The 25,549-nt window shown below is 47.9% G+C and carries 25 protein-coding genes and 2 riboswitches; of the genes, 16 read left to right on the forward strand and 9 right to left on the reverse strand.

The genetic code is table 11. The annotated features are described in order from the left end of the window. The first annotated feature begins 33 nt into the window (after nucleotides 1-33). Nucleotides 34-1,929 carry a hypothetical protein gene (locus ACFYU8_RS00625; protein ID WP_390296816.1) on the forward strand — a complete coding sequence of 632 codons (1,896 nt, stop codon included), beginning with the start codon at nucleotides 34-36 and terminating at the stop codon, nucleotides 1,927-1,929. Nucleotides 1,930-2,001: 72 nt separating this feature from the next. Then, a complete protein-coding gene (locus tag ACFYU8_RS00630) occupies nucleotides 2,002-2,457 on the forward strand; it encodes a YlbF/YmcA family competence regulator (protein WP_390296813.1) in 456 nt (151 codons plus the stop codon). 1 nt (nucleotide 2,458) lies between these two features. Here ACFYU8_RS00630 and ACFYU8_RS00635 read toward each other — a convergent pair whose 3' ends face one another. Then, on the reverse strand, nucleotides 2,459-2,788 hold the full coding sequence (locus ACFYU8_RS00635; protein WP_390296810.1) for a hypothetical protein: 330 nt from the start codon (nucleotides 2,786-2,788) through the stop codon (nucleotides 2,459-2,461). 75 nt (nucleotides 2,789-2,863) lie between these two features. Between ACFYU8_RS00635 and ACFYU8_RS00640 the strand changes: the two genes are divergently transcribed. Both ACFYU8_RS00640 and ACFYU8_RS00645 read left to right on the forward strand, forming a co-directional pair. Then, complete coding sequence (locus ACFYU8_RS00640; RefSeq protein ID WP_106837685.1) at nucleotides 2,864-3,208, forward strand: YlbG family protein; 345 nt, start codon at nucleotides 2,864-2,866, stop codon at nucleotides 3,206-3,208. A gap of 144 nt (nucleotides 3,209-3,352) precedes the next feature. Then, complete coding sequence (locus ACFYU8_RS00645; protein ID WP_390296807.1) at nucleotides 3,353-4,117, forward strand: LamB/YcsF family protein; 765 nt, start codon at nucleotides 3,353-3,355, stop codon at nucleotides 4,115-4,117. Nucleotides 4,118-4,146: 29 nt separating this feature from the next. Here ACFYU8_RS00645 and ACFYU8_RS00650 read toward each other — a convergent pair whose 3' ends face one another. Genes ACFYU8_RS00650 through modA form a run of 3 tightly spaced genes read right to left on the reverse strand, consistent with a single transcriptional unit; the run spans nucleotide 4,147 to nucleotide 6,343 of the window. Further along, nucleotides 4,147-4,812 carry an ABC transporter ATP-binding protein gene (locus ACFYU8_RS00650; protein ID WP_390296804.1) on the reverse strand — a complete coding sequence of 222 codons (666 nt, stop codon included), beginning with the start codon at nucleotides 4,810-4,812 and terminating at the stop codon, nucleotides 4,147-4,149. A 16-nt stretch (nucleotides 4,813-4,828) separates the two neighbouring features. Continuing rightward, nucleotides 4,829-5,515, reverse strand: a complete 687-nt coding sequence (modB, locus tag ACFYU8_RS00655) for a molybdate ABC transporter permease subunit (RefSeq protein ID WP_390296800.1) — start codon at nucleotides 5,513-5,515, stop codon at nucleotides 4,829-4,831. A gap of 30 nt (nucleotides 5,516-5,545) precedes the next feature. Next, on the reverse strand, nucleotides 5,546-6,343 hold the full coding sequence (gene modA, locus ACFYU8_RS00660) for a molybdate ABC transporter substrate-binding protein (protein ID WP_390296797.1): 798 nt from the start codon (nucleotides 6,341-6,343) through the stop codon (nucleotides 5,546-5,548). Between the two features lie 143 nt (nucleotides 6,344-6,486). On the opposite strand from modA, the gene ACFYU8_RS00665 reads away from it, so the two are divergent. The 5 genes from ACFYU8_RS00665 to ACFYU8_RS00685 all read left to right on the forward strand — a co-directional run bounded on the left by ACFYU8_RS00665 (nucleotide 6,487) and on the right by ACFYU8_RS00685 (nucleotide 10,544). After that, nucleotides 6,487-7,446 (forward strand): substrate-binding domain-containing protein, encoded by a 960-nt coding sequence (locus ACFYU8_RS00665; protein ID WP_390296794.1) that lies wholly within the window; start codon nucleotides 6,487-6,489, stop codon nucleotides 7,444-7,446. A 198-nt stretch (nucleotides 7,447-7,644) separates the two neighbouring features. Next, a complete protein-coding gene (locus ACFYU8_RS00670) occupies nucleotides 7,645-9,513 on the forward strand; it encodes a stalk domain-containing protein (protein ID WP_390296791.1) in 1,869 nt (622 codons plus the stop codon). After that, on the forward strand, nucleotides 9,510-10,031 hold the full coding sequence (locus ACFYU8_RS00675; protein WP_390296788.1) for a shikimate kinase: 522 nt from the start codon (nucleotides 9,510-9,512) through the stop codon (nucleotides 10,029-10,031). The genes ACFYU8_RS00670 and ACFYU8_RS00675 overlap by 4 nt, the downstream gene beginning before the upstream one ends. 57 nt (nucleotides 10,032-10,088) lie before the next feature. After that, nucleotides 10,089-10,250 carry a YqzE family protein gene (locus ACFYU8_RS00680; protein ID WP_390296785.1) on the forward strand — a complete coding sequence of 54 codons (162 nt, stop codon included), beginning with the start codon at nucleotides 10,089-10,091 and terminating at the stop codon, nucleotides 10,248-10,250. Nucleotides 10,251-10,289: 39 nt separating this feature from the next. Then, on the forward strand, nucleotides 10,290-10,544 hold the full coding sequence (locus tag ACFYU8_RS00685; RefSeq protein WP_390296782.1) for a YkuS family protein: 255 nt from the start codon (nucleotides 10,290-10,292) through the stop codon (nucleotides 10,542-10,544). A 33-nt stretch (nucleotides 10,545-10,577) separates the two neighbouring features. Here the strand turns inward: ACFYU8_RS00685 and ACFYU8_RS00690 are convergent, their stop codons facing one another. The 3 genes from ACFYU8_RS00690 to ACFYU8_RS00700 all read right to left on the reverse strand — a co-directional run bounded on the left by ACFYU8_RS00690 (nucleotide 10,578) and on the right by ACFYU8_RS00700 (nucleotide 14,413). After that, nucleotides 10,578-11,435: a hypothetical protein gene (locus ACFYU8_RS00690; RefSeq protein WP_390296778.1), complete on the reverse strand. Its 858-nt coding sequence runs from the start codon at nucleotides 11,433-11,435 to the stop codon at nucleotides 10,578-10,580. Nucleotides 11,436-11,545: 110 nt separating this feature from the next. Beyond that, the gene (locus ACFYU8_RS00695; RefSeq protein ID WP_390296775.1) at nucleotides 11,546-12,670 is read right to left on the reverse strand and encodes a YqhG family protein; all 1,125 of its coding nucleotides are present in this window, start codon (nucleotides 12,668-12,670) and stop codon (nucleotides 11,546-11,548) included. A 36-nt stretch (nucleotides 12,671-12,706) separates the two neighbouring features. Continuing rightward, complete coding sequence (locus ACFYU8_RS00700) at nucleotides 12,707-14,413, reverse strand: DEAD/DEAH box helicase (RefSeq protein ID WP_390296772.1); 1,707 nt, start codon at nucleotides 14,411-14,413, stop codon at nucleotides 12,707-12,709. 220 nt (nucleotides 14,414-14,633) lie between these two features. Next, a riboswitch (glycine riboswitch) is annotated at nucleotides 14,634-14,731 on the forward strand. After that, a riboswitch (glycine riboswitch) is annotated at nucleotides 14,732-14,848 on the forward strand. A gap of 78 nt (nucleotides 14,849-14,926) precedes the next feature. Between ACFYU8_RS00700 and gcvT the strand changes: the two genes are divergently transcribed. The 5 genes from gcvT (at nucleotide 14,927) to ACFYU8_RS00725 (ending at nucleotide 20,967) form a co-directional block, all read left to right on the forward strand. Continuing rightward, nucleotides 14,927-16,030, forward strand: coding sequence for a glycine cleavage system aminomethyltransferase GcvT (gene gcvT, locus ACFYU8_RS00705; RefSeq protein ID WP_390296769.1), 1,104 nt, complete (start codon nucleotides 14,927-14,929; stop codon nucleotides 16,028-16,030). A 41-nt stretch (nucleotides 16,031-16,071) separates the two neighbouring features. After that, nucleotides 16,072-17,424 carry an aminomethyl-transferring glycine dehydrogenase subunit GcvPA gene (gene gcvPA / locus ACFYU8_RS00710; RefSeq protein ID WP_390296766.1) on the forward strand — a complete coding sequence of 451 codons (1,353 nt, stop codon included), beginning with the start codon at nucleotides 16,072-16,074 and terminating at the stop codon, nucleotides 17,422-17,424. Then, a complete protein-coding gene (gcvPB, locus tag ACFYU8_RS00715; RefSeq protein ID WP_390296764.1) occupies nucleotides 17,417-18,886 on the forward strand; it encodes an aminomethyl-transferring glycine dehydrogenase subunit GcvPB in 1,470 nt (489 codons plus the stop codon). The genes gcvPA and gcvPB overlap by 8 nt, the downstream gene beginning before the upstream one ends. A 99-nt stretch (nucleotides 18,887-18,985) precedes the next feature. Continuing rightward, the gene (locus ACFYU8_RS00720; protein ID WP_390296761.1) at nucleotides 18,986-20,065 is read left to right on the forward strand and encodes an undecaprenyldiphospho-muramoylpentapeptide beta-N-acetylglucosaminyltransferase; all 1,080 of its coding nucleotides are present in this window, start codon (nucleotides 18,986-18,988) and stop codon (nucleotides 20,063-20,065) included. A gap of 71 nt (nucleotides 20,066-20,136) precedes the next feature. Beyond that, nucleotides 20,137-20,967 carry a lipoate--protein ligase family protein gene (locus ACFYU8_RS00725; protein WP_390296758.1) on the forward strand — a complete coding sequence of 277 codons (831 nt, stop codon included), beginning with the start codon at nucleotides 20,137-20,139 and terminating at the stop codon, nucleotides 20,965-20,967. 55 nt (nucleotides 20,968-21,022) lie between these two features. On the opposite strand, the gene dat is transcribed toward ACFYU8_RS00725, so the two are convergent. Next, nucleotides 21,023-21,874, reverse strand: a complete 852-nt coding sequence (gene dat, locus ACFYU8_RS00730; protein WP_390296755.1) for a D-amino-acid transaminase — start codon at nucleotides 21,872-21,874, stop codon at nucleotides 21,023-21,025. Between the two features lie 318 nt (nucleotides 21,875-22,192). Between dat and ACFYU8_RS00735 the strand changes: the two genes are divergently transcribed. After that, a complete protein-coding gene (locus ACFYU8_RS00735; RefSeq protein ID WP_390296752.1) occupies nucleotides 22,193-23,530 on the forward strand; it encodes a M28 family peptidase in 1,338 nt (445 codons plus the stop codon). A gap of 212 nt (nucleotides 23,531-23,742) precedes the next feature. Here the strand turns inward: ACFYU8_RS00735 and ACFYU8_RS00740 are convergent, their stop codons facing one another. Beyond that, nucleotides 23,743-24,750 (reverse strand): hypothetical protein, encoded by a 1,008-nt coding sequence (locus ACFYU8_RS00740; protein WP_390296749.1) that lies wholly within the window; start codon nucleotides 24,748-24,750, stop codon nucleotides 23,743-23,745. A 156-nt stretch (nucleotides 24,751-24,906) separates the two neighbouring features. Between ACFYU8_RS00740 and ACFYU8_RS00745 the strand changes: the two genes are divergently transcribed. Beyond that, complete coding sequence (locus tag ACFYU8_RS00745; RefSeq protein WP_390296746.1) at nucleotides 24,907-25,470, forward strand: NADPH-dependent FMN reductase; 564 nt, start codon at nucleotides 24,907-24,909, stop codon at nucleotides 25,468-25,470. Nucleotides 25,471-25,549: the final 79 nt, after the last annotated feature.

Raw genomic sequence — 25,549 nt, forward strand, 5'->3', positions numbered from 1 at the left:
AAATCGAACATCATATAGACTGAGGTGACAGGCGTGCGTGTGAAGGATTCGCTGGAATACCTGTCCGAATCAACGCGACAAGCGATTCTACATGAACAGACCAAACGATATCAGCTTGCCGAAGAGCAAGAATTAACAGCGAGATTGTTGGACCCCGCTTTTATTGGGCAAGTATGGGAACAGGCAGATGAGCTGGAACGAGCCGTTATCCGGCTTTTCGTAACCAAAGCGACGAGAGGCTTTTTTAGCAAACGAACTTGGGAACGTGAAACGGCAAAAGAGCACAGACATCTGTCAGTCGGCTTGACGAAATTGCGACGGCTTGGACTGATCTTGACTGTACGGAAAATGTGGAGTGAGATTGGCTATTTGATGCCACAAGAGGTTCGAGAGCAGTTGACGAATCAAATGTTACCGGAAGCCTCTCAGGCTTTTGTTTCTCTTTCAAAAACGCTCCCTTATTATATATCAGCAGGCAGAGGGATACAGCTGGATCTTTTTGGGCTTCTGTTGTTTATACGAGACAACCACATTCCCATTACGCAAAAAGGAAGTATTCATCGCAGGATGTCGCAAAAAATGCTGCCACTGCTCTCACTTACAGACGAGCATGTAAAAGGCATCGTGATTCCACCGCTCGATCAGGAACAAAGAGAGGGCTTATCCTTGACCGTTGTGCTAGATATTGCGCTCAGGCTGGGCCTGGTGCAGCGGGACGGACGAGAACTTGTACTCGACTTCGATCGGACGAAGCAATGGCTGCATCAACCACCGCTCATACGTTGGGAAGAAATGTACCAACTCGTCATGGAACAATTTTTGCCGCATGGCGACTGGTGGGAGTTTTTCATTCAATTGATGAGGCGGGTTCCTCTCGAGCAGTGGTGTTCTATCCATGAGCAATTGCGCATGCTAAAAGAAGCAGGATTCCCTTTGCCCGACGATGCAGAGGCGCTAATTGTGGAGCAATGGATGCATGTGCTCTTAGGCTTGGGATGGATTCAGCTCGGGATGGACGAAGAGCAAGGGATTTTTTGGCGGTGGAATAGCTTGCCGCAATTATCGTCGGAGGAAGGCTGGTTTGTAGACCCCACAGGTGCCATTACAATCCCTCCGCTTGTGCCGTTACTGGATGTATGGGAAATTAGCCGATTTTGCCAGCTCCAATTTGATGGGCAATTGATTCGAGGGGAATTGCAAGCAAGGCTGTTGCAATCGTATTTGGCACAAGGAGGGACGGAGGAGCAAATCATAGAAAGGCTTCGTGCCTCCTGTGTTCATCCGTTGCCCGAGAGCTTGATTGAGGTTGTGAGCCAATGGGCGAGAACAGCAAGGCAAATTCAAATGGAGCCGTACTTCCTCGTGCGTACAGCGCATGCCGGATTTCTGGAAGAATGGCGCGAAATTCCTGACTTTCGCCCATTTCTTACTCAAGTGATATCTCCGACTGCGTTTTTGATTCCGTTCTCGCAGGAAAAAGAGCTGATCCGTTTACTTCGTCACTTCGGTTATGAGCCGCAAGCGCTGTCACATGTTGCTAGTGTAAGCAAAGAGTTCGAGCCACGCGAAAACAGTCAATCGGGGAATAAAGGTTTGCTTCTAATTGAACGACCTTGGGACGGTTATGCTATTGAAAATACGTTCCCTGAGCAAAATGAGCAAATCGCCGCGCTACCCAAAATGTGGACGAAGCATTTCCAATCGTATCATCCACAATCGATGCGTGACTTATTTAAGCGTGCCACAGAACTGAAGCTGGAAGTGGAAATCCAGCAAAGTGGAAAAGAAAAGCTGCGGGGGCTGCCGACAGAAGTACGACTGGAAATGGGGTACTGGATGGTTACGATCGCCAGACAGAGCGGCAAACAGTGTTACCGTCTCGACAACATCGAGCGAGTGCGCATTGTAGTGCCCGAATATCTGTACTAAGGGTGTGCATCGTGATACAATCAGAAATGACGTAAAGTTTTCAGGCTTTACGGCGAAAGGAGGTCTCGCTTTATGGAAACATTGGAAGCTGTGGATATGACGCAGTTGATAATGGAGTCTCATGAGCTGTCCACGATGATTAATCAATCGAGCGAGGTCTCGGAGTATTTGGAGGCCAAACGTCAAATGGAAGCAGATGAGGAAGTGCAACGTCTGCTCGTCGTGTTCGAGGCTAAGAAGGAACAGTACGAAGATGTGCAACGGTTCGGGAAGTATCACCCGGATTACAATCATATATCCAAAGAAGTACGGGAACTGAAGCGCAGCATTGAACTGAGGGATTCCGTACAGGCATTCAAGCGAGCAGAGGATGCTCTGGATGAGCTCCTGTATCAGGTGAGTAGAACCATTGCTCATTCCGTATCAGAAACGATCAAAGTACCGAGCAACAATCCATTTTTAGAGGCGCAGGGCAGCGGTTGCGGGACAGGCGGAAGCTGCGGATGCAACTCGAAAAAGCCATCGTAATTTACGCTGTTCCCGATTCATTTTGGCGTAGCAGAAAACAGTCTTCACATAGATTGCCACAGCAAAATTGCTTTTCGTCAGGTACGCGAAAGCGGAAGCGATACACATGCTGTACGTCATCAGAACGCACGTAAATGCATTCTGGCTTTAATTTGGTATCAGTGGTCAGGCGCTCTCCTGTTTCCATAAGCTTCTTTGACAGCAAAGGAGCAGGGAGCGTACTGCTTACATAGAAAAAGCGCTGGCCTGCATATGTTCGCCAACTGCTATGGTTCACGATTTTTTCGCGGTGAAGCGCTTCCTCGAATTGATGATAAAACGTAGCCAGCATAGACCACGATTCCTTTCTGTAATAAGCTTTCACCAGTAAGTATACCATGATTGGGAAGGAGACCGACGGCAAAACATGAGAGAGCGACGTCTGGGGGTCGCCGTGTGGGTGAAAAACACGCGTGCCGCCAAAAATTTACGCAAATTTGGCACCATTCATTACATCTCCAAGCGCTTAAATTACGTTTCGATGTATGTGGATGCCAATTTGTTGGATGAAACGATCCGCATTATGGAAAAGCTGCACTTCGTCACGAAAATTGAACGTTCCCATCGCCACGAGATCCCGGTAGAGTACAACAATGCCAGACCGGATAAGGCAAAGGAATACGATTATAAACAAGAGAAGAATCAGGTAATGGCACTAGCAGAGACCTTACTGACAGAAGAAAGCAGCCAAGCAACCGTTGGTTCGACATAAGTTGTTCATAAGCTGCCAATTTTCGGCAGCTTTTTTGCTTTTGTTAAACTGGCGTACATGGTATGCTAAAGTGGAAGAAAACGAGAAGCCACGCGCATGAATGCGTTTTCAAGAGATAGATTAGCGAAAGAAAGGTGAGCATACATGATTCATCTGGATATTAACTGCGATATGGCAGAGGGTTTCAGCAGAGGCCGACAATCAGAGGATTTGGGGATTATGAAATGGATCACCTCCGTTAATATTGCTTGCGGATTGCATGCAGGGGATCCCCATATTATTTGCAGAACAATCGAAGCTGCACTCAGGCAAGATGTGAAAATCGGGGCTCATCCCGGTTATGCAGACATTCAAGGCTTCGGACGTCGTTCGATGAACTTGTCTGTCAATGAAGTGTATGAGCTGGTGCTGTATCAAGTTGCAGCCTTGGCTGGGACTACAAAAGCACTCGGAGGGGAGCTTCACCATGTGAAATTGCATGGCGCCCTGTATAACGAAGCGGCTGAACGCCCAGAGCTCGCCGAAGCGGTTGTCCAGGCCATTTCGGATATTGATGAAGAACTGATCCTCTATGCGCTGTCTGGCAGCAAGCTCGTTGAGGCAGGCTTGGAACACGGCCTTCAGGTGGCAGAGGAAGTATTTGCTGAGCGGGCTTATTTGCCTAATGGTCGATTGGCCCCGCGTGACTTGGAAGGAAGCGTTCTGATCAGCAAGGAAGAACGTATGGAGCAGACACGCCAGCTCGTTTTAAAACAAAGAGTAAAGACGGTTAATGGCGAGCACGTTGACTTGGCGGCCGATACCCTTTGCGTCCATCACGAGAGCCATGACATACTGCAATTCCTTGTCGAAGTACATAAATGGGCAAAGCAAAACGATGTGAAGATTGAACCAATCACAGCTCGATAGTAAAAAAGCCATCCAGCAATGCCATCCCTTTATCGGGAAATGGACGTTGCTGGATGGTTTTTTTCATTTTTCCGTTCTTTGATTGTGCCGTTATCGATTAGTAAAATGACATCCGCAAGCTTCTCGGCTTCTTCACGATCATGGGTGACCAGTAGAAAAGGGATGTTCCACATGGCGTGAAGGCGAAGCAACTCATCCTGGCATTGTTTACGCGTATCCGCATCTAGCGCGGATAAAGGCTCATCAAGGAGCAGGATATCTGGTTCAGTAGCAAGTGCACGAACGAGTGCCACCCGCTGTTTTTGTCCTCCGGATAACTGGTGCGGATATTTTTGTAGCAGATGATCAATTCCCACCGTCGACAACAATGGAGCCAAATTGAGCTCGTGTCCCTTTTTCAAGCCGTATCGAACATTTTGCTCAACCGTCATGTGAGGGAACAACGCATAATCTTGAAATAAATACCCGATGTTGCGTTTTTGAACGGGAAGCGGCTTCTGTCCTTCGCGATAATAGACGTTCTCATTTAATTGGATCACGCCGGTATCGGGATGAACCAGACCTGCAATACTGTTCAGTATCGTTGTTTTGCCAGAGCCGGATGGTCCGAACAGCACGATAATTTCCTTCTGTACCGAAAAGGACACATCCAAAATAAAATCAGGCAAACGCTTCTGAATGTTGACGGAGAGCATCTACCATTCACCTGCCTTACTTTTGATTGGCGTACCTGCGCACATTGCGACGACTCCACCAACTTAGCCAGAGAGTCGTACCCATACCCAAGGAAACAATAATGATGACCCAAAACAATGCCTTATCCATCTGACCAGCCTCAACAGCAAAATAAATGGCGACGGGAATCGTATCGGTTTTCCCAGGGATGTAGCCTGCGAGCATGAGAGTAGCACCAAACTCCCCTAAACCACGGGCAAAAGAAAGAACAAACCCGGCCAACAGGCCAGGCCAAGCCAACGGAAAGGTAATGGTCCAAAATAATCTCCATTCGGAAGCGCCCATCGTGCGTGCCGCATTCTCCAAACGACGATCGACTCCTGTGAAGGCAGCGACTGCACTCTGATACATTAACGGAAAGGAAACGACAATCGAGGCAATAACGGCTCCTGTCAGCGTAAAGACGACGGTAATGTTGAAGCATTCATGCAAAAGCTTGCCGAGAAAACCGTTTTTTCCAAAAAGCATCAACAAGCCAAAGCCGACGACAGTGGGAGGGAGAACAAGTGGAAGCAAAAAGAAAGACTCCAGTACATTCTTCCCCCAAAAATCCTTTTGTGTCATCCATCTTGCAAAAACCATCCCAAGGACAAATACAAAGGAGGTGGAGAGCGCAGCTACTTTAAGAGAGAGCATCAAAGGAGTAAGATTGGTTTCGATCACGCTTGCCACCTCCCATTCGATTATGCTGGTTTATTGAAACCCGTACTTCTGTAAGATCGCTTTTCCTTTGTCGCTTGTCAAGTAGGCAAGAAAAGCTTTTGCTGCTTCAGGGTTTTTCGATGCACTGACGACTGCACCTGGATATACGATTGGCTTGTGCCATTCAGGCTTGGCTGTCGCCAATACCTTTACATTTTTCGAAGCTGCGGCATCACTGGAATAGACGATACCGACTTCCGCGTTACCGGATTCCACGAAGGTTAAAACCTGGCGAACATCACTGCCAAATACCATTTGTGTGGAAAGAGAATCCCACAATTTCAGCGTATCCAAAGTTTCTTTTGCATATCGTCCTGCCGGGACTGTCTCAGGCTCGCCAACGGCAATATGCTTGATCGCTGCGTTGTTCAGTTCTTCAAAAGAAGTGATAGCGACAGCATTAGTGTTACCTGCAATGAGGACAAGTGAGTTTTTCGTGAAGTCTTGGCGTGTGTCTTTGGCGATCAGGTTCTGTTCCTCTAGACCATCCATATCTTTTTTACTAGCCGACAAAAATACGTCAGACGGAGCGCCTTGGGTAATTTGTGTAGCAAGTTTACCCGAGCCTCCGAAGTTAAAGGTCAAGGTCGTTCCCGGGTGTTCCGTTTCATATTGGGTTTTTAACTCATTCAGGGCATCAGTCAAGCTAGCTGCGGCAGATATCATTAGTTCGACCTTTGGTGCATCAGTTTTGGCCGGCTCACTTGCTTGTGGTGCTGTTTGCGGTGTCGAGCAAGCAGTGAGCATCAAGCAAAATGCCGCCAATAAAGCTAACCAGTGCTTCTTCATAAAAAAAGACCTCCATAATTATATTTAGTTATAATTAATTATAACTGGACATAACTAGATTATATTGATTCGTAATGAATAATCAATTGCGATTTTACGAGACTTGATTGAAAATAGAGCAAAGGAGATGACGGAGGCGGGATATGAGTCAACAAAATTCTTATACCACAGAAGAAATAGCAAAAATTCTACGTATTTCCAAGCTGACGGTCTACGATTTGATTAAAAAAGGAGAGCTACCAGCTTATCGCGTCGGTCGGCAAATGCGCGTAGACGAGAGCGATCTGGAAGCGTACAAGGCGAAGGCAAAGGGAGAGTACAGACAAGCCTCAGCCGTTAGCATTCGAGAGACAGGACAAGCCGAGCAATCGTCACGACATGAACAGGCTGGTACAGGCCGCAATATCATTATCAGCGGGCAGGATGTGAGTCTGGACCTACTAGCTGGGCATTTGGAGAAAAAGGATGAGGCATACCGACCGCTTCGCTCGTACGTGGGCTCGCTGAACAGCCTCGTGGCGATGTATACGGGTAAGGCGGATATCGTCAGCACGCACTTGTACGATGGGGATACTAATGAATACAATGTCCCGTATATTCGTCGCATTTTGTGTGGGCATCGTTATGTCGTAATCAATATGCTGTCACGGTGGGCCGGATTCTACGTTCAGGCAGGCAATCCGAAACAGATCAAGGCATGGAGTGATTTTACCAAGCCGGGTATTCGAATGGTCAATCGGGAAAAAGGGTCCGGTGCGCGCACTTTGATTGAAGAGCAGTTTCGGTTGGCAAAAATAGCGGGGATTGACGTGATTGGCTATGAACGGGAAGAGTCCAATCATCTGGCAGTCGCAGGGGTAGTGGCACGGCGCGAAGCAGACGTAGGGGTGGGCATTGAAAAGGCAGCTTCACTGGTCGGAGTGGAGTTTGTACCAACTGTGCGTGAGCGATATGACCTCGTCTTGTTGAAAAACAAGGACAACGAACAGCTCATACAAGCCGTTCTTGATGTTCTCGGGTCGACTCCGTTTCAAAAGGAATTGGAAGCAGTTGGAGGCTATGATCTCAGCCAAATCGGAAAAATTATGTACGAAACCTGGTAAAAGCTAAAGAAAGCTGCCAATCATTACGATACAATGAGTGGCGGCTTTTTTATTTTTCACAGGAAAGAGACTATCGTCAAATAAGGCGTTTTCTCTACAGAATCTCCTGAATTTCTACTCAGTTTGACATATTTTTGCTACAATGAAACAAAAACATTTAGCGCCTGCCGCCGGGCGATTTATTATATGGGGGCTGTCATGAAATCACTACATAAAACGAGCTTGCTAGTATGTGTGACGATCCTCGTTTTTTTTGGCTCAGTTGGGGTCGTCGCGTATTGGCCAGCAATTTCTCAAATCATTGCCATGAATCAATCGCTGGAGGAGGAGCAAAAGTTTGTCGATCCATTTTCATATGATCCTCCGTTGCCGTCTTATGTAAAGGATCTGAACCCTGTATATAAGATTCAAGCTGAATTACATACGTCCGAAGCAAAAATAACGGGAAACATGACCTTGGAGTTCGACAACCCGAAGACGCCAGATGTACGGCTGTATATTTACGACTACCTTTGGAACAAAATGACGGTGAAGTCGATTCGCTACAAGGACAAGCCACTTTCTTTTGAACGTGGTCAATCGCTGGTGAAGATGGCAAATCCTCTCGGTAAGGAGCTTCGTGGCGCCTTAACCATTGAATTCGAGAACCCAGTTCCGCGTAGGGGCACTCGTTTTGGAGTCAAAGACGATATATGGACGTTGACGACATGGTATCCGATGCTCGGTGCCCAGAATCAAAAAGGCGTTTGGTATGATCCTCCGCAACGCGTTGATTTTGGTGATCCATTCGTTTATCACTATGGGGATTATGATGTGTCCTTTACCTCTCCCCAAGGCTACCAATGGGTCAGCTCATGGGGCAGAGGACAATCGAAGGCAGTTGGTGGCAGTAAACAGCAAGTCCATTATCAAGCAAAGAATCTGTTGAACTTTGGACTTGTGGGAAGCCCGCTTTATCACATTGAAACGATTCAATTTGCTCCGAATTTATCGGTTGACATTGCATCCGTCGATAAAGGAAACATTGAAAGAATCAAGACCATTGCCCAATCGGTGTTTCCTACTTTCATCGATATGTACGGTCCGTTACCGTATCCACATGTGGCGATTGCGGAGACAAGTACCGGAACGACGTACGCCATGGAATACGCTAACCTCGCTGTCTTCAAAAGAGACATGCATCACAACAATCTGCTCGATCATTGGCTTCCGCATGAGGTGGGACATCTTTGGTGGTACAACAGTGTGGCTACATTGGAGTCATCGCATGGGTGGCTTGATGAGGGGCTGGTGGAGCTCGGCGTGTACCATTACTTGCAGAAGCGTTATGGTGCCCAATCAGCTACGACTCTGTTAGACGAGTACAACCGGGATGTCAAACGATTGCAGGAGCGCTATCCAAATGGAAAGCTGGACAAGCCGTTGCAGAAGTTTGTCACGGAAGAAGAGTTTAAACTGACTTGGTATTCCCGGGGAGCACTCCTGTTCGACAACCTGCGCCGCAAAATCGGTGACGATGCTTATAAGCGATTCTTGCAGCGCGTCCAGCAAAATTATCATGGCAGCGTCATTGGTGCAGAGCATCTCGATCAGGCGCTTGGGCAAACCTTGCAAGGGGAAGCGAAATACTTCACCCTGTATACCAATAGTGTAAATAAGAATGGCTTTGGTGCCGTGCAATTGGAGCCTTACATCACCACGATCATCAACAACATGAGCTTTTATCCATCGATTCCGGCTCGGGTAACCCAAAATACGGTGTATATTCCGCTGCGTGAGCTCGGTGAGAAAATGGGACTAGCGATTAGCTGGGACGACAAGAAGCAAATGATCCGCGTAAAAGGGAATGGACGCGAAGTATTTATAAAAGAACGGGAGCGCTTTGCTGACGTAGATGGCAAGCGAATGGATTTAGGCAGCCCGTTAATCGAAATCAAAGAACGTACGATGGTTCCACTGTCATTTTTTGAAAAAGCATTGGGATATGAGACAGCATACAATCAACAACAAAAAACAGTGAAGATCAATACATACCGAACGATTGGAAAGGCGGCAGAAACAAAATGATGAATCTGGTGTTGGTCGGATTTATGGGAACAGGAAAAACCACGGTGGGCGCCGCACTCGCTGCTTCTTTAGAAATGAAGCATACGGACTTAGATGATGCCATCGTAGAAAGCGAAGGGCGCAGTATTCCAGAAATATTCACCGCTCAAGGAGAAGCGTATTTCCGAGACGTCGAGACGAAACGTCTTGCACAATTACTGGCAGTAGGATCTCAGGTAATAACAACTGGGGGAGGAGCCGTATTGCGGAAGCAAAACGTAGAGATGATGATGGAGCAAGGCATCGTCATCGCGCTGCATGCCACAGAAGAGGAGCTCATCAAGCGTTTGGAAAATGATACAGGTAGGCCCTTGTTGGCAGGAGGAGTAGCGACAAGGGTAAAAACCTTAATGGCAGAGCGCGCAGGTGTATACGATTTCGCGCCGATTCAGGTGGATACGACAGAAAAGAGCCTTTCCGATATTGTGGTGGAAATTACGACCCAAGTGGTTGAAAGAACGCAGGACGGGGAACAATAGAGGGGACAGCGCTTGCGCCGTGGTGTGAATCCGCGAGTAAGAAGGAGGTCAAGTGCGATGTCCTTTCAGGAATATTTAAAGTACCTGACGAAACAGTTTGTTCAGTACATGGATACCCCAAAAGATGAACGCCGTTTGCGTAAGACTCCGCGCGAGTCATGGGCGTCACGCTGGTTTGGTGCCATTCCGATGTCCATTCGACTGTTGTGGCGCAAATAAAATTCGTAAACCTACCATGAACGAAGACGGAGGGTGCATATGGCGAGAGTAGCGGTAGAAAATTCCCTGTCTGAAGTGTGTAAGATGCTGCGTCAAAATGGTTACGATGTTGTTGATCTGGGCAACTGGCAGCAGGTTGTAGATGCGATTGTCATCACAGGCCAAGACATCAACGTACTGGGTGATCAAAACAAAACGATTACAGGAGCTCCCGTCATCAATGCAGAGGGAATGACGGTCAATGAAATTTTTCATGCCGTTCATGAACGTCTGTCTCCTACAAATCATCGGTGAATAGAATACGTAAAAAACAAGCTCTCCAACCGGTTATTCGGCAGGAGAGCTTGTTTCGTTTACGAAAAATCGTCCGACGCGATGTGCATACGAATACGGGACAAAGCGCAGGCCCTCATCCCATACGCCGACATACGCATTTTGGTCATTCCATAAATGCAGGGACCCCACGACAAATGGAGCTAATACTTGTGATTGATGAATCGGAACGGCCAATGTTACAGGCGAGGTATCATCTTGCTGCCACAATTGGTTCCAGGACACGTCTGTGTCAGTAGTACTCATTTGGCTGACCCACCCAATATGATCAAAAGGATCAGCCTCCCTAGAGCTTAAGATTCTCGTTTGCGTCAGGCGCTGTCCATTTTGTATGAGTTGCTCGCCTGCAAAAGCATCGACAGTAGGCTCACTGACTTGAAAAGAAGTGGGATACATTTCTCCTGTTTTTGCATTGACCATTTGTGTATCTGGCTTCTGGGTGATCAGCCAGTAGGAAGCGAACCCGTCATAAACTGGCTCTGCCGCTATTTCTTTCGGAGCAAAAGCGTCATCGAACAAGATGTACTCCCCGACACCGTATTCCAGCAGAACGAATTTCTCATGGGAAGTGGAATCTGGTGATTCTCCTATTACCAAATATCCTACTTGCTTATCCGCTTTTTTTATACTTACCAGCCATTGATGCTGCCCTGCACCAAGTGTTTGCACGTCTGTCTTTGCATCCTGCCATTGCTTGAATTGTGGGTCTCGGCTTGAGATAGCATCCATCCATTCTCGAATTTGTGCTTGGAATTGCTTGTCCCAGCTTGCCTCGTCTTGCGCAAAAGCTGGTAAGGAAAGCAGCATTAGAGACAAAAGAGCAGCGATAAAAGGAAGAAATCGTCTGGTCACAACTATGCACCACCTTTTGTAAAGGCTTAACCTATTCCTATTGTAACCAGCTATGACAAAAAGATTTGTTGCAACGTGTCTTTTCTATTTCACATTTTCTCGTTGATCTTTTACATGATTCGCCCAGATGCGGGGAGATGTCGCATGCTTTTTGCTTTCGAAGACCGCAAGAGGGGAGGGACGGAAGATAAATAGAACAAGCCACCATTGATGAACTGAACCTCTATCCGCGGCTCGTATTGCCATGCCAGCTCGTCTTTTCGGCGTTGTCTTTCCTCATCTGGCGTGCTCTTCTTCCATTCCCCTTGATTAATTTCTTCGCGTGGGGTAGTTTGAATTCCATTTGCACGTAAAAAGTCGAGGATTCGTCCACCAGAAGCCCGATATTCGTCAAAAGCTATTGGCTGTTCGACAGAAGGTGGTCCGGCTGGATCAGGTTCGGAATGCGAAACTTCCTGCTCGAGTGACGACTGAGCTTCCGGTTGCTCCGGTTCTTCTTCTGTTTCGTCTCCGTTTGTCTGCTCATTTTGTGGTTCGCGCCGTGCCAATTCCTCATAGTACGCTTCCAAAATGGCCATTTCTTCGCTCAAACGAGTGCGCGCGTTCTCCGCCCATTGCTGATCTTCTTGTTCCAATGTATGTTCGACTTCCTGTTGTGCCATTTGGAGGGCTTCCTGTATGGTTACCTTTCGATCCAGCGTGTAATAGTAGTCGGGGATCGCAGGGGTCAAGGAAAGTTGAAATAAAAACGAAGTGAAATCCGTCACCATCCGTGGTTGATGCAAATTAATTCCCAGGTACAACAGAATGTCGCGACGTTTGTCACAAAGCAAGGAAATCTTCAAGTTCATTCCGAGCCAAGGTACGAGAGGGGTTGAACGACGCTTGCCGGCATTGCCTAAAATGCCACCTTGTTGCTCGTACATACAGACAAAGCTGCCATGCTTTTTGGCTGAAGTGAAAATTTGTTGCATGCGTGCAGCCCCTAGATGCAGATGCTCGGACCGCAAGCCTTCAGGCATGCAATCCGGATGAAAAGTAAAGGTGAGGACTAATGGCTGATAAGCCAAATTCATCTTATCGACCCAGCTCCAGTAAAAAGGGCGATTGCCGATATCCTTGTCCACCTCAACAGGGAGTTTGACTGTCAAATAATCCGGGTGAGATTCGACGATATGGGCAGAAAAAGTCGCCAAATAGCGCTCGACAAATTGTCTGACCTGTTGTTGCTGCATCAGGAGACCTCTTTTCTTTTTCGTTTCCAACAAGATTTATTGGTCAGCCGCCTCAGAAAGCGGGACCGCTGCTTTTGTTATTTTGCTTGCCCGAATCGCATGTCCAATGTTATCGAGCTTCAACGCTATTTCTTTGGAGGAACGGGAATCCATAATAATTTGAATCAGATTATCTTCCAAGGACTGACTTAGATTCAGGCGCTCCACAATATCATCGAGTTCACCGATGACCATTTCAAACAGATCGATTTTTTCATACAGCAGGTTGAGAATATGCTCTTCGATCGTTCCTATTGTAGATAAATTGTAAATGTGTACATCCCTTTTTTGTCCCAGGCGATGGACGCGACCGATTCGTTGCTCTACTCGCATAGGATTCCAAGGCATGTCGTAATTGATTACCTGATTACAGAACTGCAAATTGATGCCTTCCCCGCCAGCTTCCGTCGCGATCAGGACTTGTGCACGGTTTTGGAAAAGATCTGTCATCCAGTCTTTTTTACTGCGTTTAAAGCCGCCGCGGAAGGGGACAGAAGTAATGCCATGGTCGTGCAAATACTTTTGCAGATAGTTTTGTGTTGCCCTATACTCTGTAAAAATGATCACTTTGTCATTGATTTGTTGAATGAGCTCAACCGTCTTGGCAGCCTTGGAATGCGTCTCAATTTGTTTGATCATCTCGACTAGCTCAAGAATTTTCGTGCGCAAGGGAGAGTCCTCACCGGTGCGCTGGTGCATGTTATACAGCGTCATGAACGCAGCTTCCTTACTAGAGCAGACCTCTCGTTGCAAGGTAATCAGAGCGAGAGAGTTGAAGCCTCCAACCCCAAATCCGATTTGGTATTGCTCGCGGACAAAGCGGGTCACACCTTCGTACAAGGTCATTTCCTCAGGGGATAGGTCAATCGGAATCGACTGAACGCGACGACTGGTGAATTGAATACCACCATCACTTCGTTTGTTGCGAATCATGACCTTTTCGATTTCTTCCCGCAATTTCTCGCTGTTTTTGGATTGGCGTTTGCCTTCTACGTAATTGGTAGAGAAGGTGGAAGTATGGCCAAGGTGACCCGGCTTTAACAAATTGATGAGGTTGTACAGTTCGTCCATCTCATTTTGAATGGGCGTTGCAGTAAGGAGCAGACAATATTTTTTGCGGATTTCTTTGACGAACTGATAGTTGCGTGTTCGTTTGTTTTTGAGTTTATGGGCCTCGTCGATGATGAGCATGTCGTAATCGATGTCGAGTACGTGACGTCTGTGAGGATCTCGTTTTGCTGTATCAATTGATGCGACTACGACTTCGTGTTGCCGCCACATATATTCTTTTTTTTGTGCGACTGCTGAAATGCCGAATTTTTGATGAAGCTCTTTTGTCCATTGAATGACGAGAGAAGCGGGAACAAGAACGAGAATTTTTTTAGCCAAGCCTCGAACCATATACTCTTTCATGATCAACCCTGCTTCGATCGTCTTTCCCAGACCGACCTCATCTGCGAGGATGGCACGGCCACGCATCTCTAACAGGACACGTTTCGCTGTCTCCAACTGGTGAGGGAATGGCGACAAGAGTGGGAGGTATTTCAGACATTGCAGCTGGTCAAATTCGCGAACAGCCATCGCTTCTTCCGCTTCCAATGAGAGTTTGAACAACTCCCACTTATCCCAGGGACCATCTTCTTGCATGCGTTCTGTAAGCGGATTGATCCAACTCGTATCAAATGAAATAGGAACATTCGGCATAAAAGATACTCCTTTACATTGCTCTGCCATAACTTTCATGGTTAATGCCAAAAAACTGAACATTTCTCTATTGTCAATGTGTTTTGTTAAGTTTTTCTGAATATGACTGTTAATTTGTATATTTTCAACTTCGAGCTCTCATGGTAGGATAAAGAGGTAGCACATCCATTAGTATGGAAATGATAGCAAAAACTTATGTATGACCATGAAACAACCGCGAATGATGGTAGTAGGGAGAGACTGCTTGAACGTTTGGCAGCGCCGAAGGAGCAAGCCGGTAACGGTGAATCTCTCAGGCAAAAGTACCTCTACCGGACGCAACTCTGGAGAGAGCTCATACGAGCCACCAAAGGGGAAACTTGCATATGGGGGAACGATGTAACCCTCACGTGATTCGCAAGGTAACTCTCAGGTACCAAGGACAGAGGAGGAGAAATGGGCACCATTATTTTGGTGTACCCGTTTTTCCTCCTCTGTTTTGTTTTGGATCTTATTGTTCACAGGAGGTGCCACATGTCCATTTTGAAACGTACGCCACTATTTGATTCTTATGCAAAGTATGGCGCGAAAACCATCGACTTCGGTGGTTGGGATCTGCCGGTGCAGTTTACAAGCATTGGTCAAGAGCATGAAGCCGTTCGGACAAAAGCTGGTCTATTTGATGTTTCCCATATGGGAGAAGTGGACGTAAAAGGGGAAAACGCTCTTTCTTATCTCCAGCGTGTGACTACGAATGACGTATCCAAGCTGGCAGTCGGGCAGGCGCAGTACAGTGTGCTTTGCTACCCGGATGGGGGTACGGTAGATGATCTGCTCGTTTACAAATATGCAGATGATCATTACCTGCTCGTCATCAACGCGGGGAATATCGACAAAGACTATGCGTGGCTAGAAGAACATCTGATTCCAGGCGTAACGATTGAGAATATTTCGCCACAGACAGCACAAATCGCGATTCAAGGTCCTTTGGCAGAATCCATTCTGCAAAAGCTGACGACTACTGACTTGTCTCAAATCGGCTTTTTCCGTTTTGGGCGTGATGTACAAGTGAGCGGTATTTCGGCATTGGTCTCCCGCACTGGCTATACAGGCGAGGATGGCTTCGAGATTTATTTGGCTGCCGATCGTGCGGCAGAGCTGTGGGACAACTTGCTCGCTGCTGGTAAAGAAGAAGGTCTTTTGCCGTGCGGTCTCGGTGCGCGCGATACGCTTCGTTTTGAAGCCAAGCTGCCACTGTACGGCCAAGAGCTCAGCAAAGACATCACGCCGATTGAAGCGGGCATTGGCTTCGCTGTCAAGGTAGACAAAGAAGTGCCATTCATCGGTCAGGAAGTGCTGAAGGCACAAAAAGAAAACGGTGCCCCACGCAAGCTGGTAGGGATCGAAATGATCGACCGTGGGATTCCGCGTACGCATTACCCCGTCTATATGGGGGAAGAGCTCATTGGCGAAGTGACGACGGGAACACAATCTCCAACCTTGAAGAAGAATGTCGGTCTCGCTCTCGTAAAAACCGAGCACGCTGCGTTAGGTACACAAGTAGAAGTAGAAATTCGCGGAAAACGTCTCAAAGCAGAAATCGTTGCCGCTCCATTTTATAAACGCCCGAAAAACTAATCGATCCACCACATACATCCTTTTAGAGGAGGACAACGTCCGTGAAATACCGCTACCTGCCCCAAACTGATCAGGACAAGCGCGAAATGCTGGAAACCCTCGGCATTTCGAGTATAGAAGAACTGTTTGCTGATATTCCGGAAGAAGTACGCTTCAAAGGTGCTTTGAATATTCCAGAAGCCCTTTCCGAGCCAGATTTGGTGAAGTATTTTACACGCCTCGCAAATAAAAACGTGAACTTTAGCACGCATGTCAACTTCCTCGGTGCGGGTGTTTATCAGCATTACACGCCGAGCACTGTCAATCACATGCTGCTCCGCGGTGAATTCTTTACCGCGTATACACCTTACCAGCCAGAGATCAGCCAAGGTGAGCTGCAAGCTATTTTTGAGTATCAAACGATGGTATGTGAGTTGACTGGCATGGAGGTAGCAAACTCCTCGATGTATGACGGTGCGACTTCATTGGCAGAGGCAGCGATGATGGCTGCTGGTCACACTGGCAAAAAGCGCGTAATCGTTTCCCGCGCTGTACATCCGGAAGCGCGTGGTGTTTTGAAAACATATGCGTATGGACAAAATGTTGAGCTGGTTGAAGTAGGTATCAACAGTGATGGCGTGACGGATACAGCTGCTCTGGAAGCGCTTATTGATGAAAATACAGCAGCGGTCATCGTGCAGTATCCGAACTTCTTCGGAAACGTCGAGGACTTGGGAGCGATTGAACCAATTGCGCACGGAAAAGGTGCACTGTTGATCACATCCTCCAATCCGATTGCTCTGGGTGTACTGGAGGCGCCAGGCAAGTTGGGCGCAGATATCGTAATAGGCGATATGCAGCCATTCGGTATTCCAGCATCCTTTGGCGGACCGCACTGCGGATATTTCGCTACCACTTCCAAATTGATGCGCAAAATGCCAGGTCGTATCGTTGGTCAAACGAAGGACGAAAATGGCAAACGCGGCTTCGTATTGACGCTGCAAGCACGTGAACAACATATTCGTCGTGAAAAAGCGACTTCCAATATCTGCTCGAACCAAGCGTTGCTCGCTTTGGCTGCTTCCATTGCCATGACAGCACTCGGCAAGCAGGGTGTACAAGAAATGGCGATGATGAACCTGCAAAAAGCTCATTACGCCAAGAGCGCCCTGCAAGCAAAAGGCCTGGAGATCGTATTCACCTCACCATTCTTTAACGAGTTTGTCGTGAAGCTGAACAAACCAGTCGCAGAAGTGAACAAAGGGCTGCTGGCTGCTGGTATCATCGGAGGCTATGATCTCGGTCTCGACTATCCTGAGCTTGCGAATCATACCTTGCTTGCAGTAACCGAGCTACGTACCAAAGAAGAAATCGACACATTGGCGGCTGAATTGGAGGCGATCACACGTGCGTAACGACCAGGAGAAAGCACTGATCTTTGAAATGAGCAAACCAGGCCGTGTGGGCTACAATTTGCCGGCATTGGATGTTCCAGAAGTAGAAGTAGCAAGCCTTTTGCCAAAGCATCTCATTCGTGAAACGCCGGCTGAGCTGCCAGAGGTATCTGAGCTGCAATTGGTTCGTCACTATACAGAACTATCTCGTCGCAACCACGGGGTAGACAATGGCTTCTATCCGCTCGGTTCTTGCACGATGAAATACAACCCGAAAATCAACGAAGACGTTGCCCGTTACGCAGGCTTCGCGCAGACACATCCGTACCAACCGGAAGAAACAGTACAAGGTGCCTTGGAGCTTTTGTACAATCTGCAAGAAGAGCTTGCAGAGATCACCGGGATGGACGCAGTGACCCTGCAACCAGCTGCTGGTGCTGCGGGTGAATGGACAGGTTTGATGATGATTCGTGCCTACCACGAAAGCCGTGGAGAAGGCCACCGTACCAAAGTAATCGTGCCGAACTCCGCACACGGTACGAACCCGGCATCTGCTGCTGTAGCTGGCTTGGATACCGTAACCATTGCATCTGATGAGCGCGGATTGGTTGACATTCAAGCGTTGCGTGATGCGGTTGGTCCTGACACAGCTGCCTTGATGCTGACAAACCCGAACACACTCGGACTGTTTGAAGAAGATATCGTGGAAATGGCAAAAATCGTCCATGAAGCTGGCGGTCTGTTGTACTACGATGGTGCGAATGCGAACGCGATTTTGGGAATTGCCCGTCCGGGAGACATGGGCTTCGACGTAGTGCATCTGAACTTGCACAAAACGTTTACAGGACCTCACGGCGGTGGTGGTCCAGGTGCAGGTCCAGTCGGCGTGAAAAAAGTTCTCGAGCCATTCCTGCCTACACCAATCGTAGCGAAGAAGGAAGACGGAAGCTTCTATTGGGACAGCAATCGCCCGGCTTCCATCGGTCGCGTAAAAGGTTACAACGGAAACTTCGGTATCCTCGTTCGTGCGTACAGCTACATCCGTACAATGGGTCCAGAAGGCTTGCTGCAAGTTTCCCAAAACGCAGTGCTCTCCGCCAACTACATGATGCGTCGTCTGGCAACGGCTTATCATCTGCCATTTGACCGCGTCTGCAAGCACGAGTTCGTCCTGTCTGGTGTGATCCAGAAGAAGCTGGGCGTACGCACGCTCGATATCGCAAAACGCTTACTCGACTTCGGCTATCACCCGCCAACGATCTACTTCCCATTGATCGTAGACGAGTGCCTCATGATCGAACCGACCGAAACCGAGACAAAAGAAACGCTCGATGAGTTCATCGACGTCATGCTGCAAATTGCCCGCGAGTGCGAGGAAACGCCAGAAGTCGTTCAGGAAGCTCCTCATACCACTGTGGTGAAACGTTTGGATGAAGCGACAGCGGCAAGAAAGCCGATCCTGCGCTATCAGCCGCAAGCATAATTCTAGATTCCAGGAAAAGTCGCCTGTTGTTACGGGCGGCTTTTCTTTACGATTGGTGCTATCATGGGGGAAGAAGAAGCAGGGGAGGGTTCGAGCCGAATGAAAAGAAGGATTGTCTTTACCGGTGGCGGTTCGGCAGGACATGTCACTGTGAATCTTGCGCTCATCCCCCATTTTATCAAGCTGGGTTGGGAAGTCGCCTACATTGGTTCTGCGACAGGAATCGAACGAGAGTTAGTCGCCAGCCATCCCGATGTTCGCTATATTGGCATTTCTTCGGGTAAGTTACGACGTTACTTTGATTGGAAAAACGTGAGTGACCCGTTGCGAGTCCTCAAAGGCATTTGGCAAGCTTCTCGCTTTCTCGGCAAGTGGAAGCCAGATGTGATTTTTTCCAAAGGAGGCTTCGTTTCCGTGCCCGTAGTGTTTGGGGGCTGGGTAAACCGACTTCCTGTCGTCATCCATGAATCTGATCTGACACCGGGTCTCGCTAACAAGCTGGCTGTCCCTTTTTCTAGTAAAGTGTGCGTAACATTTCCCGATACGCTTTCGAAAGTGCCGAAAAACAAAGGGATTCACGTAGGCGCAGTCGTGCGGGAAGAGCTGAAAGAAGGTCGAAAAGAAGCAGGGTTGGGTTATTGCACCTTTTCAGCCAAAAAGCCAGTCCTACTTGTCATGGGTGGGAGCTTAGGAGCGCGAAGAATAAACGAGGCAGTGCGTGGCACATTGCCCTCCTTGCTAGAGCATTTTTCGATCGTACATATCTGCGGCAAAAAACAAGTCGATGAAACGATTCAAATGGCAGGCTACAAACAATTCGAATACGTACAGGAGCAATTGCCAGACCTGTTGGCGATGGCTGATCTTGTCGTGTCACGTGCAGGCTCCAATGCGATTTATGAGTTTTTAGCCCTGCAAAAGCCGATGCTCTTGATCCCGTTGTCCCGTGAAGCAAGTCGGGGTGATCAGATATTGAATGCACAGTCTTTTGAAAGGCAGGGCTTATGTCATGTGCTGCTGGAAGAAGAGCTGACGGAAGCTCGCTTTTATCAAGCGGTAAATCACTTGCATAAGAACAGGGAGCCCATCTTGGAGCGAATGCGTGAAGAAAATGAGAAGAAAACAGATGCATTGGCGCAGGTCATGGCTATTTTACAGGAAACGGCCCGTTCAAATTAGCCCATCAAAAGCTTGCCGTCTTTCGTGCTGGAAGCGTACAATGAAGGCGTTGTGAATGAGGAGGTACATAGATGGAACAGTGGCGCTATATCGTGACGGAAGCAATGTCACCTGCGATGAATATGGCAGTAGATGAAGCAATTTTGCAGTTGCACAGTGAGGGCAAGGTTCCCCCGACCGTTCGTTTTTACACGTGGGACCCGGCGACACTGTCAATTGGTTATTTCCAAAAGGCAATCAAGGAAATCAATCTGGAGGAAGTACAAAATAGAGGAATGGGCTTTGTTCGCAGAGCGACGGGAGGGCGTGCTGTTCTCCATGATCAGGAGCTGACATACAGTGTCATTGTATCTGAAGACCATCCGAAAATGCCCTCAAGTGTGACGGAAGCCTACAAAATCATTAGCTTGGGACTGCTGCACGGATTTCAAAACCTTGGACTCTCGGCGGAAATGGTCTCGTTGGCGAGTGAAGAAGAGAAGGAAAAGTACAATTCTCCAGGATCATCTGCTTGCTTCGATTCGCCTTCTTGGTATGAACTCGTAGTAGAGGGGAAAAAAGTAGCGGGAAGCGCTCAGACCCGACAAAAGGGTGTTATTCTTCAACACGGCTCCATTCTGCTTGATATGGACGTAGATTTGCTATTCTCGCTCTTGCATTTCCCGTCGGAGCGGGTAAAACAACGGATGATCGATAGTTTCCGCCAAAAAGCAGTGACGATCAACGAAGTAAGCCCTCGGCCAATCAGTCTTCAAGAATCCATCGAGGCGTTCTCGAAAGGCTTTGCATCCGGATTGGAAGTGGAATTAATCCCATCAGCGCTAACGGACGAAGAACTCGCCTTGGCAGAAGAACTCGTAAAGACGCGTTATGCCACAGACGAATGGAATCTGCGTCGTTAATCAATAGAGAAAAGCTCTCTCGGATGGATGTTCATACCGGGAGAGCTTCTTTTCATTACACGAGTACACTTGTGTTGATATGCTGTTCAAATAAGTCTTGTAGCGTAAGCACGACAGGTCCTGGCTGTCCGTTGCCGACTGCGACGCCATCTACCGAGATCAGCGGCATGATTTCTGCGGTCGTGCTGGTGAGGAATACTTCATCGGCTTGCTGCAAGAAAGCAATGTCGAATGCTTCTTCATGTACGGTGATGCCATTGTCCCGAGCCAAATCAATGACCACTTGGCGAGTAATTCCGTGCAGGATCAGATTGTCGGCCTGATGCGTATACAGCTCGTCATTTTTTACGACGAACAGATTGGAGGCACTGCACTCCGTGATGAAGCCGTTACGGTGTAAAATCGATTCTTGGGCACCTGCATCCTTTGCATATTGCTTGACAAGAACAGCCCCCAGCAGATTGAGCGTTTTAATATCGCAACGCAGCCAGCGGATATCTTCGACGAGCTGAGCTGTCCAGCCTTTTTTCATATCAGCGACAGGGCGGTCCTTGCGACGGACAAAGCCCATGATCACAGGTTTGATACCAGACGGAATATCGTGTACACGCGGAGAGGCGCCACGAGATACTTGCAGGTAAAGGCTGGCGTCGTCATTCTCCGTGATGTTATTCTTGGCGATCAGCTGATTCGCTAAGTCAGTCAGTTCTTCGGCGCTCCATGGAAGCTCCATTTTTATTTCTTTGGCACTTCGGAACAAACGAGTGAGATGACCGTCCCATTGGTACATGCGACCCTTATAAATACGAACTACCTCATAGATGCCATCCCCAAAGTTATAACCACGGTCTTCTGGATGAACAGCGACTTGCCCGTCTTCTACCCATTTGCCATCTACATACAGCATGGTACTTCCCCCTCAATAAATTCCAATCCGTTTCTTTTAAACGGTTTTTTTGTTGATTCCACCTTAGCAAAAGGGAAGGACATAGGTCAATTTGAAAGTCGCCTTTTCTTTATCAATAATTTTACGGAGAACAGCACCTTTCTATTAAGAAATCATATGGAGGCGAGTCACTCGAAAAATCGACGTTTTGGGAGAAGGAAAACGAAAGCTGTCCGGCGGTGGCGCAGGATGATGTTATTTGACTAACTATTCTGACTAGACGCTGTTTGTCATAACCGCCCATAATAAATGCATAGAGCGAAGGAAAGGGAGAATGCCATGCGATCTGTCCGTCATTATGCGCTATGTGCCTTGCTTGTCTGTGGAACGATTTTGCCGTTACCTTTCCTTTCACATCATGCTTATGCAGAGGAAAATCAAGATTGGATCGATAGTGAACGCTTGTACAGCCATGTCGAGCAACTGGCGAGAACAGCCCGTCCACCTGCTACGGAAACGGAATTTGCAGCAGCTGTCTATGTGGAAAATACCCTTCGATCTTACGGGTACACGACCAAGCTCGATCCCTTTTCTTATTATACGTATCGAAAGCCTACTACTCTATCACTGACCATGGAGGAATGGCCGGGTCAAAAATGGACAGTGAGCGGATTTGCTTTTGGGATAAATGGAACCGCGACAGCAGAAGTGGTGAATGCAGGATTGGGAAGAGCGGTTGATTTTGCGAATGATGCATCCCGGGGGAAGATTGCTTTGGTCAAGCGAGGGGAGATTCCGTTCGGAGAAAAAGTACGCCAAGCGGCGGCTGCTGGAGCCGTTGCTCTTATCATCTGGAATGATCGAGAGGAAGGATGGAATGCTTCATTGGGCGAACCCTTGGATATCGCTGTTCCTGTAATAGCTTTGTCCAAGGCTGATGGCACAAAGCTCCAAAAACGCATCATGGACAAGCTGCCTGTCAAGGGAATTGTAAAGGTAGAAGGAGCCATAACCAGCAAACAAACCTCGTATAATATTGTGGCGAGCCAAAAGCCCAATCAAAACGACACCGGGCAGGTCGTCATGGTATCCGCTCACCATGATTCCGCTGGGTTATCGGTTGGGGCTAATCACAATGGCTCCGGTGTAGCGGCCTTACTTGAAATAGCGCGTAATATGGCTGACAAGCCGATCGATACGGAAGTGAGGTTCGTAAGTTTCGGTGCGGTTACTTCGGGAAGCAGAGGTCCGATAGCTTATGCGAATTCCTTATCAGCCAAAGACCGACAAGCCATGATTGCAGCCTTTTATGTCGATGGAGTTGGCAGTCAAAAGGCAGAGGTGGTTGCAACCACTTCGCTGGGCAACGAAAATCTGCCGATCCAACTCCTGAGAGAAGCGGGAGTGTCTCCTTCCGACAAGGAAAGGACGCGAGAACGAAACGGTGCAGCAGGCTTTTTGGCCGCAGCAGGTATTCCAACGGCACTTGTGACGAATGCAGGATCGGGACAAGCAACAGAAGACTCCTTGGCGCAAATTGATTCGGAACAAATCGCAACGGCAACAAAGGCGGTCCTTTCAGCGATTCACAAAATTACGGAACGAACAACACCAGCTTATCCGATCGGTTCTCCAAGTGGGGGACAGCTGAGAGCGGAGAGTGAGGCTTTGCAGTAAACGTCTCCTTCGAGGGACGTTTTTATTTGTGGTAAAATGGGGGAGAGCAAGCATGGATAGAGGAGGCCTACGTGACGATGAGTCCGTTGAATATTTTGGTGTTTATCCTTGTACTCTTGGTCGTGATCGGAATATTGAATTGGCTCCTATAATGCGAAAAAAAGTGGCCAAGACTCTGTCTTGACCACAGGAGCTACGAGTAAACAATCAGGTCAATTCTGACACTTCCAAACGTACCAGCCCATTAAAAACATGCCGCAATAGGTAGCTGCACTGGCGATCAGAGAAATACTCCACGGAACAACGATTGGGAGCAGAGAGAATAGAAGGACGGTAAGCAACATGACGATGATCAACGGCAGCATTTGCAGATGTTGACGTGTCGCAATGGGACGTGTCAACGAGTAGAGTAGTGCTGCGAGAATGACTCCGCCGTGCACAAGTGAGAGGATAGCAAGGAGCCAATCGCCTCCCGTCATCAGTTGAACCAAAATTTGCTTGATGGGCAGCACAGAGGCGTGGGCATCATGCCAATGGGCAAGAAGGATGGCTTGACCTAACATCGTGAACAAAAGGAAGATTCCAGTTCCGATGATTACCCCCATCCGCACAGTTCGCTCATGGGATGCACGCACAGCCAGTGGCAGAGTCGTAGCCAAGCTGATGAGAAAATGCAAGGCAAGGAAAAATACAGAGTGAATCAGCCAGTTCACATTCATTTGATAACCCAGGCTCGGTACTGGCACATGGGATTGTGCGCTGAAAATCAATCCGAATAATAATAAACCGATTAACAGAGACAGTGCTGTTGCAGTGACAATCCATCTCCAACGATTTATGATAAAGAAGATGGCTATAACGGACAGAAGGATGAACCATAGAGGAGACAACTCCTCCAAGAGAAAATCTGCCTGTTGGCCAAGCATGACTCCTGTATAGCCCAATAGCAGAATGTGGGTGATTACAGATAGGCTAGAAGCGAACGCTTCGCTACACAATACGTAGTACAGCTCGTACAGGGAGCGAATTTGCTTGCGATGGCAAAAGGTCAACAGCTGGACGCCGAACCATCCGAGGCCAAGAGCCGCAAGTGCAATGCCTATTGTCCCCCAGGAACCGAAATAAGTAAAAAAGCGTAACCACTCATATCCACCCAAGTAGAATCCACCTAACGCAGACCCTGCAAAAAGCACGGCGATATGCCAAGCGACTTTGTCCATAGGCATCATCCTCACTTGCAACTTGGTACAAGTGTATGAGACGAACAGGTCTGTTCAGAACAGACGATATTAAATAAACATAAATGTTTACAAATTATACTTAATGGAATATAATGATGATCATACCAGTATTTAGATTATCGATGGGGTGAAACCATGAAAATTGTAGGAATAGCAGGAAGCATGAATGCCAATTCTACGACAAAACAAGCGATTCATATTGTACTCGAAGCAGCGAAGGCTGCAGGTGCCGATGTTGAAATGATTCATCTCGCGGACTGGAAGCTGCCGCTATATGATGATCGTGACGATACCAGTACGTATCCTGAAATTGTCCATCGATTTGTCAAAACGGTTTCTGAAGCAGATGGGCTAGTGATCGGTTCGCCTGAATACCATGGCACAATGACAGGTGCTTTGAAAAATGCCATTGACTTTCTGGAAGGGCGTATTTTGCGTGACAAGCAGGTTGCCATTATTGGCGTAGCTGGGGGAAGCATGGGTGCTACGAACACGGTCAACACCTTGCAGTTAATCATGCGCAACCTGCACGCATGGCCGTTGCCATCTAGCCCTTCCATCCCAAGTGCTTACAATGCCTTTACACCAGAAGGCAAGCTGAAGGATGAGCGCTTGCAGGCGCGTATGGAGCAATTGGGTGAACAACTCGTGCAATATGTCCAAATGATGAACCCAACACCAGAAAAACAGCTGCGATAGGTACTTTTCTCTTGCAAATGCTTCTCATTACACGGTATCATATTTCTACGTGCCTTTTTTGGCTAGATGAAATAACGGT

Source organism: Brevibacillus sp. NPDC003359, from assembly GCF_042878995.1.
Taxonomy (GTDB): domain Bacteria; phylum Bacillota; class Bacilli; order Brevibacillales; family Brevibacillaceae; genus Brevibacillus.

Excerpts from the sequence above, each read along its gene's own strand:
- ACFYU8_RS00630 (WP_390296813.1), top strand. The coding sequence starts at position 2,002 with ATGGAAACATTGGAAGCTGTGGATATGACGCAGTTGATAATGGAGTCT.
- ACFYU8_RS00635 (WP_390296810.1), bottom strand. The coding sequence starts at position 2,788 with ATGCTGGCTACGTTTTATCATCAATTCGAGGAAGCGCTTCACCGCGAA.
- ACFYU8_RS00640 (WP_106837685.1), top strand. The coding sequence starts at position 2,864 with ATGAGAGAGCGACGTCTGGGGGTCGCCGTGTGGGTGAAAAACACGCGT.
- ACFYU8_RS00645 (WP_390296807.1), top strand. The coding sequence starts at position 3,353 with ATGATTCATCTGGATATTAACTGCGATATGGCAGAGGGTTTCAGCAGA.
- ACFYU8_RS00650 (WP_390296804.1), bottom strand. The coding sequence starts at position 4,812 with ATGCTCTCCGTCAACATTCAGAAGCGTTTGCCTGATTTTATTTTGGAT.
- modA (WP_390296797.1), bottom strand. The coding sequence starts at position 6,343 with ATGAAGAAGCACTGGTTAGCTTTATTGGCGGCATTTTGCTTGATGCTC.
- ACFYU8_RS00665 (WP_390296794.1), top strand. The coding sequence starts at position 6,487 with ATGAGTCAACAAAATTCTTATACCACAGAAGAAATAGCAAAAATTCTA.
- ACFYU8_RS00670 (WP_390296791.1), top strand. The coding sequence starts at position 7,645 with ATGAAATCACTACATAAAACGAGCTTGCTAGTATGTGTGACGATCCTC.
- ACFYU8_RS00675 (WP_390296788.1), top strand. The coding sequence starts at position 9,510 with ATGATGAATCTGGTGTTGGTCGGATTTATGGGAACAGGAAAAACCACG.
- ACFYU8_RS00680 (WP_390296785.1), top strand. The coding sequence starts at position 10,089 with ATGTCCTTTCAGGAATATTTAAAGTACCTGACGAAACAGTTTGTTCAG.
- ACFYU8_RS00685 (WP_390296782.1), top strand. The coding sequence starts at position 10,290 with ATGGCGAGAGTAGCGGTAGAAAATTCCCTGTCTGAAGTGTGTAAGATG.
- ACFYU8_RS00695 (WP_390296775.1), bottom strand. The coding sequence starts at position 12,670 with ATGCAGCAACAACAGGTCAGACAATTTGTCGAGCGCTATTTGGCGACT.
- ACFYU8_RS00700 (WP_390296772.1), bottom strand. The coding sequence starts at position 14,413 with ATGCCGAATGTTCCTATTTCATTTGATACGAGTTGGATCAATCCGCTT.
- gcvT (WP_390296769.1), top strand. The coding sequence starts at position 14,927 with ATGTCCATTTTGAAACGTACGCCACTATTTGATTCTTATGCAAAGTAT.
- ACFYU8_RS00720 (WP_390296761.1), top strand. The coding sequence starts at position 18,986 with ATGAAAAGAAGGATTGTCTTTACCGGTGGCGGTTCGGCAGGACATGTC.
- ACFYU8_RS00725 (WP_390296758.1), top strand. The coding sequence starts at position 20,137 with ATGGAACAGTGGCGCTATATCGTGACGGAAGCAATGTCACCTGCGATG.
- dat (WP_390296755.1), bottom strand. The coding sequence starts at position 21,874 with ATGCTGTATGTAGATGGCAAATGGGTAGAAGACGGGCAAGTCGCTGTT.
- ACFYU8_RS00735 (WP_390296752.1), top strand. The coding sequence starts at position 22,193 with ATGCGATCTGTCCGTCATTATGCGCTATGTGCCTTGCTTGTCTGTGGA.
- ACFYU8_RS00740 (WP_390296749.1), bottom strand. The coding sequence starts at position 24,750 with ATGGACAAAGTCGCTTGGCATATCGCCGTGCTTTTTGCAGGGTCTGCG.
- ACFYU8_RS00745 (WP_390296746.1), top strand. The coding sequence starts at position 24,907 with ATGAAAATTGTAGGAATAGCAGGAAGCATGAATGCCAATTCTACGACA.